This is a genomic window from Variovorax sp. Soil_C_39 (assembly GCF_057656815.1).
Genome location: NZ_JBDGJQ010000008.1, coordinates 50833 through 66405 on the forward strand (window position 1 = coordinate 50833; position 15573 = coordinate 66405).

Annotated in this window: 13 protein-coding genes; 1 reads left to right on the forward strand and 12 read right to left on the reverse strand. The window is 68.2% G+C overall.

What is annotated here, in order from left to right:
- Nucleotides 1-5: 5 nt before the first annotated feature.
- The 11 genes from mraY to dksA form a co-directional block, all read right to left on the reverse strand.
- Nucleotides 6-1184: a phospho-N-acetylmuramoyl-pentapeptide-transferase gene (mraY, locus tag AC3A6J_RS19885; RefSeq protein ID WP_487861707.1), complete on the reverse strand. Its 1179-nt coding sequence runs from the start codon at nt 1182-1184 to the stop codon at nt 6-8.
- Nucleotides 1185-1206: 22 nt separating this feature from the next.
- Nucleotides 1207-2676 (reverse strand): UDP-N-acetylmuramoyl-tripeptide--D-alanyl-D-alanine ligase, encoded by a 1470-nt coding sequence (locus AC3A6J_RS19890; RefSeq protein WP_487861708.1) that lies wholly within the window; start codon nt 2674-2676, stop codon nt 1207-1209.
- A complete protein-coding gene (locus AC3A6J_RS19895; RefSeq protein ID WP_487861709.1) occupies nt 2673-4241 on the reverse strand; it encodes a UDP-N-acetylmuramoyl-L-alanyl-D-glutamate--2,6-diaminopimelate ligase in 1569 nt (522 codons plus the stop codon). Before AC3A6J_RS19895 ends, AC3A6J_RS19890 begins: the two co-directional genes overlap by 4 nt.
- A gap of 2 nt (nt 4242-4243) precedes the next feature.
- Entirely contained in the window at nt 4244-5992 is a 1749-nt protein-coding gene (locus tag AC3A6J_RS19900; protein WP_487861710.1) for a peptidoglycan D,D-transpeptidase FtsI family protein, read from the reverse strand.
- Nucleotides 5989-6327 carry a cell division protein FtsL gene (gene ftsL, locus AC3A6J_RS19905; RefSeq protein WP_487861711.1) on the reverse strand — a complete coding sequence of 113 codons (339 nt, stop codon included), beginning with the start codon at nt 6325-6327 and terminating at the stop codon, nt 5989-5991. The genes AC3A6J_RS19900 and ftsL overlap by 4 nt, the downstream gene beginning before the upstream one ends.
- Before the next feature lie 84 nt (nt 6328-6411).
- On the reverse strand, nt 6412-7335 hold the full coding sequence (gene rsmH / locus AC3A6J_RS19910) for a 16S rRNA (cytosine(1402)-N(4))-methyltransferase RsmH (RefSeq protein WP_487861712.1): 924 nt from the start codon (nt 7333-7335) through the stop codon (nt 6412-6414).
- An 8-nt stretch (nt 7336-7343) separates the two neighbouring features.
- Nucleotides 7344-7772: a division/cell wall cluster transcriptional repressor MraZ gene (mraZ, locus tag AC3A6J_RS19915; protein ID WP_281147916.1), complete on the reverse strand. Its 429-nt coding sequence runs from the start codon at nt 7770-7772 to the stop codon at nt 7344-7346.
- 267 nt (nt 7773-8039) lie between these two features.
- Nucleotides 8040-9368 (reverse strand): ATP-dependent protease ATPase subunit HslU, encoded by a 1329-nt coding sequence (gene hslU / locus AC3A6J_RS19920; protein WP_487861713.1) that lies wholly within the window; start codon nt 9366-9368, stop codon nt 8040-8042.
- A 2-nt stretch (nt 9369-9370) separates the two neighbouring features.
- Nucleotides 9371-9916, reverse strand: coding sequence for an ATP-dependent protease subunit HslV (gene hslV / locus AC3A6J_RS19925; protein WP_487861714.1), 546 nt, complete (start codon nt 9914-9916; stop codon nt 9371-9373).
- A gap of 60 nt (nt 9917-9976) precedes the next feature.
- On the reverse strand, nt 9977-11620 hold the full coding sequence (locus AC3A6J_RS19930) for an STAS domain-containing protein (RefSeq protein ID WP_487861715.1): 1644 nt from the start codon (nt 11618-11620) through the stop codon (nt 9977-9979).
- A 32-nt stretch (nt 11621-11652) separates the two neighbouring features.
- Nucleotides 11653-12582 (reverse strand): RNA polymerase-binding protein DksA, encoded by a 930-nt coding sequence (gene dksA / locus AC3A6J_RS19935; protein ID WP_487861890.1) that lies wholly within the window; start codon nt 12580-12582, stop codon nt 11653-11655.
- A 452-nt stretch (nt 12583-13034) separates the two neighbouring features.
- Between dksA and AC3A6J_RS19940 the strand changes: the two genes are divergently transcribed.
- Complete coding sequence (locus AC3A6J_RS19940) at nt 13035-14486, forward strand: YdgA family protein (RefSeq protein ID WP_487861716.1); 1452 nt, start codon at nt 13035-13037, stop codon at nt 14484-14486.
- Nucleotides 14487-14492: 6 nt separating this feature from the next.
- Here AC3A6J_RS19940 and AC3A6J_RS19945 read toward each other — a convergent pair whose 3' ends face one another.
- Entirely contained in the window at nt 14493-15551 is a 1059-nt protein-coding gene (locus AC3A6J_RS19945; protein WP_487861717.1) for a CobW family GTP-binding protein, read from the reverse strand.
- Between the last annotated feature and the right edge of the window lie 22 nt (nt 15552-15573).

A 15573-nucleotide genomic window follows, 5' to 3' on the forward strand; every position in this document is an offset into this window, starting at 1 on the left:
TGTGCTCAGCGCAGCTTCAGCGTGGAAAGGCCCACGAGGCACAGCAGCATAGTGATGATCCAGAACCGCACCACCACCTGCGTCTCGCGCCATCCGCTCTTCTCGAAGTGATGGTGCAGCGGCGCCATCTTGAGCACGCGGCGGCCTTCGCCGAAGCGCTTCTTGGTGTATTTGAAGTAGGCGACCTGCGCCATCACCGAGATCGCCTCGACCACGAAGATGCCGCCCATCACGAAGAACACGATCTCCTGGCGCACGATGACCGCGATGGTGCCGAGCGCGCCGCCGAGTGCCAGCGCGCCCACGTCGCCCATGAAGACCTGCGCCGGATGGGTGTTGAACCAGAGGAACGCGAGGCCCGCGCCCGCCATGGCCGAGCAGAACACCAGCAGCTCGCCCGAGCCCGGGATGCTCGGAAACAGCAGGTACTTCGAATAGACCGCGCTGCCGGTGACATAGGCGAACACGCCCAAGGCCGAGCCGACCATCACCACCGGCATGATTGCGAGCCCGTCGAGGCCGTCGGTCAGGTTGACCGCATTGCTCGCGCCCACGATCACCAGGTAGGTGAGGATCACGAAACCGATGCCGCCGAGGGGGTAGCTCACTTCCTTGAAGAAGGGCACGAGCAGGTTGATCTTGGGCGGAAAGTCGAGCGCGAAGCCCGACTGCACCCAGGCGAAGAACAGCTGCAGCACGCGCCAGTTGGAGCTTTCCGAAATGCTGAACAGCAGGTAGATGCCCGCGAACAGGCCGACCACCGACTGCCAGAAGTACTTCTCGCGCGAGCGCATGCCCTCGGGGTCCTTGCGCACCACCTTGCGCCAGTCGTCGACCCAGCCAATGGCGCCGAAGCCCATCGTGACCCACAGCACGATCCAGACGAAGCGGTTCGAGAGGTCGAACCACAGCAGCGTGGCGAAGGCAATCGCGAACAGCACCAGCACGCCGCCCATGGTGGGCGTGCCGCTCTTGGTGAGGTGCGTCTCCATGCCGTAGCCGCGCACCGGCTGGCCGATCTTGAGCGCGGTGAGGCGCCGGATCACGAAGGGGCCGGCCACCAGGCCGACCACCAACGCGGTCAGCGCCGCCATGAGCGCGCGGAACGTCAGGTACTGGAAGATGCGCAGGAACCCGAATTCGGGCGAGATCGTCTGCAGCCATTGGGCCAGGCTCATCAGCATGGGGTGTCGCCAGGTGCATGCGTCATGACCGGCCTCCTTGTGTCGTTGTTGTTGTCGTTGCGGGCGCCAGCGCAGCCGCTTGTTCAATGGTGCGGACCACGCGCTCCATCTTCATGAAGCGCGAGCCTTTCACGAGCACGCTCGCCACCTGTGGCAGGCGTGCGCGCACCGCGGCGTCGAGCGCATCGGCGTCGGCGAAGTGCCGGCCGGCATCGCCGTTGCCACCGAACGCCGCGATGCTGTGCGCGCTGTCGGCGCCGAGCGCATAGACGGCCTCGATGCCGCGCTGGCGCGCCCAGTCGCCCACCTCGGCATGGAACTCGGCCGCGTGGTCGCCGACCTCGCCCATGTCGCCGAGCACCAGCAGGCGCGGGCCGGGCAGCGCCGCGAGCACGTCGATCGCGGCGCGCACCGAGTCGGGGTTGGCGTTGTAGCTGTCGTCCACCAGCGTGAGCGAATGCCCGTCGGCCAGCACGACCGCGCAGGCGCGCGAGCGGCCTTTCACGGGATCGAAGGCCGACAGGCCCGCGGCGATGGCGTCGAGCGGCACGCCGCCCGCGAGCGCACAGGCGGTGGCCGCGAGCGCATTGACCACGTTGTGCCGGCCGGCGATCCGCAAGCGTGCGTCAAGTTCGCCGAGCGGCGTGCGGACGCGGACCTGCCAGGCGCCCTGGCGCCACTCGGCGGCCGCGAGCGAGACGTCGGCCTCCGGCGCTTCGCCGAAACACATGCAGCGGCGTGCCGCACCGTCGTGCGCCATGTCGGTCCAGAGACCCGAGAAGGGATCGGCATGCGGGAACACCGCGGTGCCGTCGGCGGGCAGCGCCGCGAACACGGCACCGTTCTCGCGCGCCACGGCCTCGACCGTGGCCATGAATTCGAGGTGCTCGCGCTGCGCGTTGTTGACCAGCGCGATCGTCGGGCGCGCCATGGCCGCGAGGCGCGCGATCTCGCCCGGATGGTTCATGCCGAGTTCAACCACCGCATGCTGGTGCGATGCGCGCAGGCGCAGCAACGTCAGGGGAACCCCGATCTCGTTGTTGAAGTTGCCCGCCGTCGCGAGCGCGCGCTCGCCGCGGAACGCGACCAGGATCGCGGCGATCATCTGCGTGACCGTGGTCTTGCCGTTGCTGCCGGTCACGGCGATGAGCGGCAGTTCGAACTGCGCCCGCCAGCGCGCCGCCAGGGCGCCCAGTGCAGCGAGCGTGTCGGGCACTTCGAGGCCGGCGAGGCCCGCGGCTTCGAGGCCGTGGTGCGCGATGGCGGCCACGGCGCCGCCGGCCTTGGCGTCGACAAGAAAGTCGTTGGCGTCGAAGCGCTCGCCCTTGAGCGCCACGAACAGGTCGCCCGCGGCGAGGGTGCGGGTGTCGGTGTGCACGCGCGCCACCGTGGTGGCGCCGTCGCCGACGAGGCGCGCACCGGGCATCCATTGCTGTGCCTGCGCCAGCGTGAGCATCAGGGGCGTGGTTGCGCTCACTGGTGCGGCGCTCATAGTGCGGCTCCTCGCTGTGCGAGCGCGTCGAGCGCGTGGCTGCGGTCGGAGAACGGAATGCGCTGGCCGGCGATCTCCTGCCAGGCCTCGTGGCCCTTGCCGGCGAGCAGCACCACGTCGTGCGGCGCGGCCTCGGCGATGGCATCGGCGATCGCGGCCGCGCGGTCGGGCTGCACCCGGGCCGCCTCGGGGCGCGACAGGCCGAGCAGCACCTGGCTGATGATCGCGTCGGGGCTTTCGCTGCGCGGGTTGTCGCTGGTCACGACGACGTGGTCGGACTGGCGCTCGGCCACGGCCGCCATCATCGGCCGCTTGACGGCATCGCGGTCGCCGCCGCAGCCGAACACGCACCAGAGCGCGCCGCCGCGCTGCTGTGCGAGCGGGCGCAGGCCGGCGAGCGCCTTGTCGAGGGCGTCGGGCGTGTGGGCGTAGTCGACCACCGCGAGCGGTGCATGGCCGCCGTCGAAGCGCACGCGCTCCATGCGGCCCGGCACGCTCGTGAGGCCGGCGCAGGCAGCCACCGCCTGCGCGAGCGAGAGGCCCAGCGCGCGCAGCGTGCCGAGCACGCCCAGCAGGTTGGCTACGTTGTACTGGCCGATCAGGCCGGTCGCCAGGTGTTCGACGCCGTCGCTGCCCTGCTCGACCACCGAGAACTCGAGGCCCTGTGCGCCGTGCGCGACGTCGCGCGCCATCAGCCGTGCCGGCTTGCCCGCGGCCGAGACGGTCCACACGTCGAGCGCGCCGATGCCGCCGTCGATCAGGTTCGCGCACAGGCTCGCGCCGTGCACGTCGTCGATGTTGACGACCGCGGCACGCAGGCCCGGCCAACGGAACAACTCGGCCTTGGCCTCCCAGTAGGCTTCCATGCTGCCGTGGTAGTCGAGATGGTCCTGGGTGAAATTGGTGAACACCGCCACCGCAATGCGCAGGCCGTCGAGGCGCCGCTCGGCAATGCCGATTGACGAGGCCTCGATGGCGCAGGCGCCGAAACCGCGGTCGACCAGTGCGCGGAGTTCGCGCTGCAGCATCACCGGATCGGGCGTGGTGAGCCCGGTGTAGACGACAGCCGGCGGCACGCCGATGCCGAGCGTGCCCATGACCGCGCAGGGCGACGGCACCGCGCGCTCGAGCGTGCCGTCGAGCCGCGGTGCGCGCACGCCGCCGGGCACGGCCAGCGTGCCCAGCGCTTCGGCCAGCCACCACGCGGTCGAGGTCTTGCCGTTGGTGCCGGTCACGGCCAGCACCTCGAGCGCGGCCGAGGGGTTGTCGTGGAAGGCCGCGGCAATCGGGCCGGTGGCCGCCTTGAGCCCCGGGTAGCTCGCGACGCGGTCGCCGAACCCGCCTTCGTCGAAACCGAAGGCTTCCACGCCCTCGTGCTCGACGAGGCAGGCCACCGCGCCCTGCGCGAGCGCTGTCGCCACGTGCCTGCGCCCGTCGGTGGCCGCGCCGGGCCAGGCGATGAAACCGTCGCCCGCGCCCACCGGTCGGCTGTCGGCATGCAGCACACCCTGCACGCGCTGCTTGAGCCATTGCGCGGCGATGAGGGGGGATGTGAATGTCAGCATGCTCAGAAGCTCTCGGCGACGCCTTCGGTCACCACCAGCGGTTTGACCGCGAGGTCGGGCGGAACGTTCATCATGCGCAGCGTCTGCTGCACGACTTCGCTGAAGACGGGCGCGGCAGCCAGGCCGCCGTAGTACTGGCCGTCGCTCGGCTCGTCGATCATCACGCCGACGATGATGCGCGGCTTGTCGATCGGCGCCATGCCGGTGAACCACGCCCGGTACTTGTTGCTCGCATAGCCCTTGCCGACCTGCTTGTGCGCGGTGCCCGACTTGCCGCCGACCGAATAGCCGACGGTCTGCGCGCGCGTGCCGGTGCCGCCCGGGCCGGTGGCCATCTGCAGCATCTTGCGAACCGCCTGCGCATTCGCCGCCGAGAACACCCGCACGCCGACGGGCGGCTCGGAATTCTTCAGGATGGTGACCGGGATGATGGCGCCGTCGTGCGCGAACGCGGTGTACGAATGCGTCATTTGAAACAGCGACGCCGACAGGCCGTAGCCATAGGCCATGGTCGCCTGCTCGACCGGCTTCCAGGTCTTCCAGGGCCGCAGCCGCCCGCTCACCGCGCCCGGGAACCGAATCTGCGGTTTCTGCCCGTAGCCGAGTGCGGTGTAGGTGTCCCACATCTCGTGGGGTGTCATCTTCTGCGCGATCTTGAGCGCGCCCACGTTGCTCGACTTCTGGATCACGCCCTCGACGGTGAGCGTGCCGTAGTTGTGCGTGTCGCTGATGGTGAAGCCACCGATCTGGTAGCGGCCCGGGCCGGTCTCGATCAAGGTCGAAGGCTTGATGCGACCCGCCTCCAGCGCCATGGCGACCGTGATCGGCTTCATCGTCGAGCCCGGCTCGAAGGTGTCGGTGAGCGCGCGGTTGCGCAGCTGCTCGCCCGTGAGGTTCTGGCGCTTGTCGGGCACGTAGCTCGGATAATTGGCCAGGGCCAGCACTTCGCCCGTGACGGCGTCCAGCACCACCACGCTGCCGGCCTTGGCCTTGCGCGCGGTCACCGCGTCGCGCAGCTTCTGGTAGGCGAAGAACTGGACCTTGCTGTCCACGCTGAGCTGGATGTCCTTGCCGTCGACCGGCGGCACCTGCTCGCCCACGCCCTCGACCACGCGGCCCAGGCGGTCCTTGATGACGCGGCGCGAGCCCTCCTTGCCGGCGAGCTCCTTGTTGAAGGCCAGCTCGATGCCTTCCTGGCCGTTGTCCTCGACGTTCGTGAAGCCCACCACGTGCGCCGCGGCCTCGCCTTCGGGATATTCGCGCTTGTACGCCTTGCGCTGGTACAGCCCCTTGATGTCGAGAGCGGCGATCTGCTTGGCGATCGGCGCGTCGACCTGGCGCTTGATCCAGACGAAGGTCTTGTCCTCGTCCTCGAGCTTCTTGTCGAACTCCTTCTGCGACATCTCGAGCAGCTTGGCCACCTGGCGGAGCTTGGCACGCACCTCGGGATCGTCGCGCTCGATGTCTTCCGGAATGGCCCAGATGCTTGGCGCCACCACGCTCGACGCGAGGATCAGGCCATTGCGGTCGAGGATGCGGCCACGGTTGGCCGGCAGCTCGAGCGTGCGGGCGAAGCGGACCTCGCCCTGGCGCTGGAAGAAGCTGTTGTTGAACACCTGCACGTACGCGGCGCGGCCCGCCAGCACGAGGAAGCCGAACGCGATGCTCGCGACGATGAACTTGCTGCGCCAGACCGGCGTCTTGCTCGCGAGCAAGGGACTGGTGGTGTAGCGGACGCTGCGACGGCTCATCGCGCACCCCTCGCGCCCGGGCGGGGCTCGGGCGGCGCGGGCGGCGGCGCCACCACGGCCGGGATCACCGTGCCGTCGGGCCGCACGTACTGCGTGATGGCCGGCGTGGTGGTGCGCATCTGGAGCTGCTCCTTGGCGAGCTTCTCCACGCGCAGCGGCGTGGCCTGCGCACGCTTCTCCACCTGCAGGCGGTCATGGTCGAGCTCGAGCCGCCGCGCCTCCTGCTGGGCCCGGTGGAGCTCGGTGTAGAGCTGGCGCGACTGGTACTGCGTGTGCACGAGGAACAGCGCCGAGGCGACCACGGCGAGCAGCAGGAGCAGGTTGAGGCGGGCCATGTCAGTGCCCGCCCGGCCGCCCGAAGGGCACTGAGCGCCCCCTTGGGGGGCAGCGATACGCGAAGCGATGAGCGTGGGGGCGCGTCATGGGAGCTCGGTGCGTTCGGCCACGCGCAGGATCGCGCTGCGCGAGCGCGGGTTGCCGCTCACCTCTTCGGCCGAGGGCTTGATGCGCTCGAGCGCGCGCAGCTTCATCGCCCGGGGTGCGGCAAACGGCGCACGGCGGTCGTAGATCTCCTTCGAATGCCGTGCGATGAATTGCTTCACGATGCGGTCTTCGAGCGAGTGGAAGCTGATCACCGCGAGCCGGCCACCGGGCTGCAGCACCGAGAGGCTCGCCTCTAGCGCCTGTTGCAGCTCTTCAAGCTCGGCGTTGATGAAAATCCGAAAAGCCTGAAATGTGCGCGTTGCAGGGTTCTGGCCCTGCTCGCGGGTTTTGACCGTGCCAGCCACGAGCTCGGCCAGTTCGGTGGTGGTTGAAATTGCGCCCCGTTCTTGTCGGCGAGCAACAATCGCCTTTGCAATCTGAACAGCAAACCGTTCTTCGCCATAGTCACGGATTACCTCTGCAATCTGCTGAAGTTCGGCCGTTGCCAGCCATTCGGCCACGCTCTCGCCGCGCGTGGTGTCCATGCGCATGTCGAGCGGGCCGTCGAAACGAAAACTGAAGCCGCGCACCGGGTTGTCGATTTGCGGCGAACTCACGCCCAAGTCCATCAGCACACCCGCGATGCTGGCCTCGGGCAATTCGCCCAGCGCGCGGAATCCCTGGTGGCGGATGGAAAAACGCGCATCGGAGATGCGCGCTGCTTCGGCCACCGCTTCTGCATCCTTGTCGAATGCGATCAGCCTGCCTTCCGGCGCGAGCCGCGCGAGGATCGCGCGCGCATGCCCTCCGCGCCCGAAGGTCGCATCCACGTAGGTGCCGGCGGCCGCGGCGGCGCCTGAAAGAAGGGCTTGCACCGCTTCGTCCAGCAAGACGGTCGTATGGGTCCATGGTGTGTTCACGGGAGCCCTCAGAACGCGAAGTCCTGGAACACATCGGGCATATCGCCCTGGGTGGCCTCGGCCTCCTTGGCCTCGTACGTGGCCTTGTCCCAGAGCTCGAAGTGGTTGCCCATGCCCAGCAGCAGCGTTTCGCGCGTGATGCCGGTGGCCGCGCGCAGTTCGGGCGAGACGAGGATGCGGCCGGTGCCGTCCATCTCGACGTCCATCGCATTGCCGAGGAAGACGCGCTTCCACCACTGCGCCGACATTGGCAGCGCGGCGATGCGCTCGCGGAACTTCTCCCATTCGGGACGGGGGAACACCATCAGGCAGCCGTGCGGATGCTTGGTGATCGTGAGCTGGCCGTTCGCCGTGGCGCTCAGGACGTCACGATGCCGGGTCGGCACGGAGAGCCGCCCCTTGGCATCCAGACTGAGCGATGAAGCGCCTTGAAACACGACCGAGAACCCCTGTTTGGGAGCACCGTGGCACCTGGAAGAGGCACCACCCGCACTTTTTCCCACTTAACTGCACTTTTTTGCACTGTAGCAGGAAACACTTCAGGCGCAACGGGCGGTCGAGGCTTTTTTTGTAATGGAATCAACGACTTAGCACCGGTTTCCAAACAGGGAAACCGGTGAATTTCGTTGAGAATTAAGCACTTAGCTCACGCAGTGAATGTGATGCGTGAAGCGCGGCCCCGTTACAGGGGCCGCGAGGCGGCTTCAGAGAATGAAGCGGGAAAGATCTTCGTCTTGGCTCAGCGCAGCCAGGCGCTGGTCGACATAGGCGGCATCGATGTGGATCGTCTGACCTTCGATACGGGCCGCGTCGAAGCTTACCTCATCCAGAAGCCGCTCCATCACGGTCGAAAGGCGGCGTGCGCCGATGTTCTCGGTGCGCTCGTTGACCTCGAAAGCGATGGTCGCGAGCCGGGTCACGCCTTCGGTCGTGAAGTCGAGCGTCACGCCTTCGGTGGCAAGCAGCGCCTGGTACTGCTTCACGAGGGAGGCGCGGGTCTGCGTGAGGATGCTCTCGAAATCGGCCACCGAAAGCGACTGCAGTTCCACGCGGATCGGGAAGCGCCCCTGCAGTTCGGGGATCAGGTCGCTCGGCTTGCTCAGGTGGAACGCGCCGCTCGCGATGAACAGCATGTGATCGGTGCGCACCACGCCGTACTTGGTGGTTACGGCCGTGCCTTCGACCAGCGGCAGCAGGTCGCGCTGCACGCCCTGGCGCGACACGTCGGAGCCCTGCGCCTCGCTGCGCGTGGCGACCTTGTCGATCTCGTCGATGAAGACAATGCCGTTCTGCTCGGCGTTGGTGATGGCCTGCGCGCGGATCTCGTCCTCGTTGACGAGCTTGGCGGCCTCCTCGTCGATCAGCAGGCGCATCGCCTCGGCGATCTTGAGCTTGCGCGTCTTGCGCTTGCCGCCCCCGAGCTGGCCGAACATGCCGCGCAGCTGCTCGGTCATTTCCTCCATGCCCGCCGGGCCCATGATCTCGAGCGGCGCGCGCGCCTCGGCCAGGTCGATCTCGATCTCCTTGTCGTCGAGCTGGTGCTCGCGCAGCTTCTTGCGGAAGGCCTGGCGCGTGGGGTTCGGGCCCTCCAGCTGCGGCGTGGCACCGTCGGCGCCGCGCGCGGGCGGCAGCAGCACGTCGAGGATGCGCTCCTCGGCCGCGTCCTCGGCGCGCGCGCGCACCTTGGCGCTCTCGGCTTCGCGCGTCTGTTTGACGGCGATCTCGGCCAGGTCGCGGATGATCGAGTCGACGTCCTTGCCGACATAGCCCACCTCGGTGAACTTGGTGGCCTCCACCTTGATGAAGGGCGCATCCGCGAGCCGCGCGAGGCGGCGTGCGATCTCGGTCTTGCCCACGCCGGTGGGGCCGATCATGAGGATGTTCTTGGGCGTGATCTCCACGCGCAGCTTCTCCTCGACCTGCTGGCGGCGCCAGCGGTTGCGCAGCGCAATCGCGACGGCGCGCTTGGCCGCCGGCTGGCCGACGATGTGGTTGTCGAGCTCGGAGACGATTTCCTGGGGCGTCATGGACATGGTCAGAGCGCTTCCACCGTGTGGTTCATGTTCGTGTAAATGCAGATTTCGCCGGCGATCTCCAGCGATTTCTTAACAATTTGCTCTGCCGTGAGCTCGGTGTTCTCGATCAGCGCCTTGGCGGCCGACTGCGCGAACGCGCCGCCTGAGCCGATGGCGATCACGCCGTCCTGCGGCTCCAGCACGTCGCCGTTGCCGGTGATGATCAGCGAGGTGGTGGCGTCGGCGACGGCCAGCATGGCCTCGAGCTTGCGCAGCACGCGGTCGGTGCGCCAGTCTTTGGTGAGCTCGACCGCGGCGCGCGTCAGGTGTCCCTGGTGCTTCTCGAGCTTGGCCTCGAAGCGCTCGAAGAGCGTGAAGGCGTCGGCCGTGGCGCCGGCAAAGCCCGCGAGCACCTTGCCGTGGTAGAGCCGCCGCACTTTGCGCGCGGTGCCCTTGATGACGATGTTGCCGAGTGTGACCTGCCCGTCCCCGCCAATGGCGACCTGGTCGCCCTGGGGAGTCTTGCGGCGCACGCTCACGATGGTGGTGCCGTGAAACTGTTCCATCGAAGCCAATTGGGGACGCGGCCGACCAATGCAAGCCCCGCACCGCTTCAGGCCCGGAACTCAGTTTTTGCGGATGGCGACGGTGGCATGGTCGGCGATCCCGACCAGGTCGAACAGGCCCGCGACGAGCCGGTGGGCGTCTACGAACTGGACCCGCTCGCCGCGTGCATCGCGCGCCCGCACCCAGGCCAGCAGCGTGCCGGCCGCGCTCAGGTCCATGCGCAGCAGGGCGGCGCACGAGATCGTGGGCGCGGTGCTGCCGTGCAGTTCCGCATCGAGCCGCTGGAGGCTCGAATGCGCCTCGCCGCGCAGGTCGCCGGCCAGCGCCGCAAAGCCGCTGTCGGTCGACGGAAAGCTCTCGGATTCGCCGCTGGAAAGCAGCGACCACACCGAACTCGGCGACGTCACGGCCGGCGGGGCCAGCAGCACGCAGGTGCCCTTCGGGTCTTGCCACGCCGGTGGCGAGACTTCATAGGTGATGCAGTAGTTGAGCGCCACCAGCTCGAAGTCGTCGGGCATGTTCATCATGCGCAGCGCGGCCATGTGCAGTTGCCACCAGAGGTCAGACGTCCGGCGCTCGTTGCCGGGTGCGGCCTCGGCGAGCACGGCCTGCAGCTTCGCCGCACCGACGAAACGCAACTGCACCGGCGAATCGGCCCAGTGATTGAACAGCACGCGCAGTGGCGCGGCGGCATCGGCCTCGATGGCGCTCAACGCCCGCCAGTCGAGCGTCCAGACCGCACCGGCCTGCGACAAGGCCCGCGTGAGCTGCATCAGCCCTTCACGCGCCAGGCGCGCCGGGCAGACCCAGTCGGCGCCCGCGGGCGCCAGTTCGGCAAACTCGCTCGCGGCCACGGCCCTGACGTTGCGCGCCAGCTCGTCGAGCGGCACCCAGTCGGGGCCCATGCGCTTCATGCGCTGCGCGTAGCGCATGCGGGCTGCGGCAAAGCGCGCGGCCTCGCCGGTGGCACGGTACAGGTCGAACAGCGCCCGCCAGCGCGCATCGTCGCGCTCGAATGCCGCCTGGGCATGGCTGCCGTCGCCCGCGGCGCTGTCGGCGGACAGCGCCTGCAGCAGGATGGCTTCGGCGCCCGCGTCGTCGCCGTGCGAGAAGCGAATCACGGCCTCCTCAAGCGCGTCGTCGTGCGCCGGCAGCGCGGACGGCGGCGGTGCCACGACCGGGGGCAAGGCAACAGGCGCAGCCTCGGGCGGCGGCGCAGGCACCGTGGGCGCGAGCAGCCTCGCCAGCTCGGCCGGATCCTGCGGCGGCGGCAGGGTCTCGGCGCCGCCGTCGGGCGGCGGATTGACCAGCACCTCGCCATTGGGGCCGCGGCCCTTCCACCACTGCTGCGACATCTGCTCTTCGATCTCGTCGATCTTCTTGAGCGTGAGCGCGCGCCCCTCGGACTTTTCCGTGGTGGTGCTGTTGATGTTGAAGGACGACGGCGTGACCGTGCCTTCGAAGGCATGGGCGGCCGCTTCGCGCTGGCGCAGCTTGCGCAGCATGTCGAACTCGCGCCGGCGCACGAAGTCGTTGCGCTGGCGCCGCTCGATCATCTCCTTGAGCATTTCGCGGCTGTAGGCCGCATCGGGCAGCGTGGAATCGGCCGCGGCGGTCGAGTCCAGTTCCGACCAGTCCTTGAGCGGGTTGCGGACGAACTTCGCCACCTTCGAGAAAAGGCGGCCCGACTCTTCCTTTGGCATCGGCGGGCGTTCCGGGGCGAGCAGCTTGCTGCTCAGTCCCCGAACATCTTCTGCTTGAGTTCGCGGCGCTGCTGCGCCTCGAGAGACAGCGTGGCCGTCGGCCGCGCCAGCAGCCGACCGACGCCGATGGGCTCGCCGGTCTCGTCGCAATAGCCGTAGTCGCCGGCGTCGATGCGCTGGATCGACTGCTCGATCTTCTTGAGCAGCTTGCGCTCGCGGTCGCGCGTGCGCAGTTCGAGCGCATGCTCTTCCTCGATCGTCGCGCGGTCGGCCGGGTCGGGCACAACCACCGTGTCTTCACGCAGGTGCTCGGTGGTCTCGCCGGCGTTCTCGAGGATGCCGCGCTTGAGCTCGACCAGCTTCAGGCGGAAGAACGCCATCTGCTTGTCGTTCATGTACTCGGCGTCGGGCATCGCGATCACTTCGGCGTCGGTCAGTTCGGCGGCCGTCTTGGTCTTCCAGTTGTTCGCGAGCTTCGGGTCTTTCTTGACGGACACGGGCGGCGGCGGCACCAGCGCGGTCGATGGCGCCTGGGAGAAAGAGGACTTGGCCGCGGTGGAAGCCACCGATTGCGGCATGGAGGGCACGGTGAGCTGCGACAGCCGGGACACGCGGCCACCCTTGGCGGGTGCGGGTGCTGCGGCCTGGGTGGGCATCGAAGGAGTCGCCGTGGCGGACGAGGAAGCGGAGGCGGCGGCCGTTTTTTTCATGGGGATCGAAGAGGCAGAAGGAGCGGCAGCAGAGCGGCCGACGGTTTTGGATGGCGATGGTTCCGCGGCCCGGGTCTTTGCCGCGCTCTTGGCGGGGGCGGGACTCGCGGACTTGGCAGACTTCTTTGCAACGGTGGCGGCTTCGGCCGCTGGCGTTGCTCGCTTCTTGGGAGCGCTTTCCGGTTTGGTGGCTGGAGCTTTCGCAGCGGAAGAAACCTTCTTTGCCGCAGGTACAGCCGCCTTGGCAGCCACCGCTTTCTTGACGGCGGGCTTGGTTGCTGGCGTGGCCTTGGCGGCGGGTTTCTTCACGTGACTGGCTCCTTGAACGAACTGGAACGCGCTTTCACTGGGTGCTCTCCCGAGGGGAGCGGCTGCGGCCTTTCATTCAGGCCGCATGGGCTCCGTCGTCGGAGTGCCCGCAGTGACGAACCCCGGGGTTATACCCCCTAAAGCCCGCCGTCAACCTGCGGCGCCCCGTACCGGCGCCGCGATTCGTCGATCGGACGAAGGCGGCTCCCGGAGCAGGCGCGCGATTGTATAGAGAACTAGAACGGAAGTGGGATATGCACGTCCGCTCGCTCCGGTAGCATCCGCGGCGTTGCCGGAGGGGCAACACAGACCGCCAACCACAAAAAAGGTCGGGGCGGTCGACCTGTCATTCCTACAAAAGAGAAGCCATCTTGAGAAAAAAAGCAGTTCTGGGCATGCTGGCTGCCGCCATCGCCCTCGCCTACGGAGGAACCACCTGGTGGGCCGGTTCGACGATCAGGTCGCGCTACGACGCCGCCCTGGACGAACTGCCGAAGCAGACCGCGTTGTTCCGCGTGGTCGATCGCAGCTACGAGCGCGGTTTCCTGGGCGCCGTGAGCACCGTCACGCTCGAGATCGGCTGCGCCGCCGATGCCGCGGCGCAAGTGCCCGCGGTGGCCGCTGCCGAGCCGGCCGACGAGGAGGCCGCAGAAGATGCCGGCCCGATGCCCCTCAAGGCGATGCGCATCACCTTTCGCGACACCATCCGCCATGGCCCGCTGGCCGGTGGCACGCTGGCGGCCGCGACCATCGACAGCGAACTGGTGTTCGATGTGAAGGGCCAGGCCCAGGCCGAGAAGATCTTCGGCAAGGCCAAGCCGCTGACGGCGCACACCCGCGTCGCGTTCGATGGCGCCTACACCAGCGACCTGACCGTGGCGCCCGTCACGCTGAACGAGCAAGGCAAGGCCAGCGTCGCCTGGCAGGGCGCGCAAGCGCGCATCGAGGTGAACGGCGCGCGCACCCATGTGCGCTACGAACTCGCGATGCCGGGCATGGACGTGGTCGATGCCCGCACCGGCGCGACCCTCAAGATGGGCAGGCTGACCGGCAAGGCCGACATGGACCCGAGCGCGGGCTGGATGCTCGCCACCGGCAAGACCGAGGGCCGCCTCGAACGCCTCGAGTTCGCCGCGCCCAAGGGCCTCGGCGCCGCGGGCACGACCGGCAAGGCGCTGCCGGCCGTGCTGCTGCAGGACATCGCGCTCGCCGGCGAAGCCACCCTCCAGGACGGCCTCTACGCCTCGAACGGCAGCCTCAAGGGCACCGGCCAGGTCGGCGGCACGAAGATCACCGGCTTCGAGATGGCGAGCGGCGCGCGCCGCATCCACGCCGCGGGCTACAGGAAACTGGCCGACGCCTGGATGCAGTCGGCCGCCGTCAACGGCTGCGGCAAGGGCGGCGCCAAGGCTTCGCAGGCTGCGATGAAGGCGCTCGTCGACCAGCTGGGCCCGGACCTCAAGGCCATGGCCCGGCACGGGCCCGAATTCGGGCTCGACACACTGCGCGTCGAGATCGACGGCCAGCGCGGCGAACTCAGCTATTCGGTGGGCCTCGCCGGCGTCACCGACGAAGACCTTGCGGCACCAGGCCAGATGCTGCTGATGAAGCGCGGCGTGCTCAAGGCCAGTGCGCGGCTGCCCATGCAGTGGATCGAGCAGGTGGCCGCCGCCGGCGCCGGAAGCGGCCAGATGCCGCCGCCCGAGCTGGTGGCCGGGCTGGTCGCACAGGGCGAGGAAAAGGGCTTCGTTCAGCGCGACGGCGCCGACGTCACGGGCCGCATCGAGTTCAGCGAAGGCAGCCTGAAGCTCAACGGCAAGCCGATGGGCACCCGCCCGGGGAACTGAGCCCCGTCACACCAGGCACTGCTCGAGACCCTGCTCGAGGATCTCGCGCGGCAGCTCGATGCCGATGAACACCATGCGGCTCTGGCGCGCCTCGTCCTTGCCCCATTCGGGGCCGAGATCGCTGCCCATCAGCTGGTGCACGCCCTGGAAGATCACCTTGCGCTCGGTGCCCTTCATGTGCAGCACGCCCTTGTAGCGCAGCATGCGCGGGCCGTAGATGTTGACGATGGCGCCCAGGAAGTCCTCGAGCCGGGCCGGATCGAAGGCCCGGTCGGACCTGTAGACGAAGCTCTTCACGTCGTCGTCCACATGGTGGTGATGGCCGTGCCCCTCGTGCTTGTGCGAGGGATGGTCGCAGTGCTCGCCATGCGCGTGGTCGTGATCGTGGTGGTCGTGGTCGTGCTCGTCGGCGCTGAGGAAATCGGGGTCGATGTCGAGCTTGGCGTTCAAGTTGAAGCCGCGCAGGTCGAACACGTCGGCCAGCGGCACCTCGCCGAAATGCACCTTCTTCTGCGGCGCGCGCGGGTTCATGTGCTTCAGGCGGTGGATCAGCGCATCGGTTTCCTCGGCGCTCACGAGGTCGCTCTTGCTGATGAAGATCTGGTCGGCAAAGCCGACCTGGCGCCGCGCTTCCTGGCGGTCGTTGAGCTGCTGCGGCGCATGCTTGGCATCGACCAGCGTCAGAATCGAGTCGAGCAGGTAGCTCTCGGCGATCTCGTCGTCCATGAAGAAGGTCTGCGCCACCGGTCCGGGGTCGGCAAGGCCCGTGGTCTCGATCACCACGCGGTCGAAGTCGAGCAGGCCCTTGCGCTTCTTGGCGGCCAGCAGCTGCAGCGCCTCGCGCAGGTCTTCGCGGATCGTGCAGCAGACGCAGCCGTTGCTCATCTGAATGATCTGCTCTTTCGATTCGGTCACCAGGATGTCGCTGTCGATGTTCTCCTCGCCGAACTCGTTCTCGATGACCGCGATCTTCTGGCCGTGGGCTTCGGTCAGGATGCGCTTGAGCAGCGTGGTCTTGCCAGAGCCGAGGAAGCCGGTGAGGATGGTGGCGGGAATGAGGGCCATGGTGTGCTCCGAAAGCGGGAAA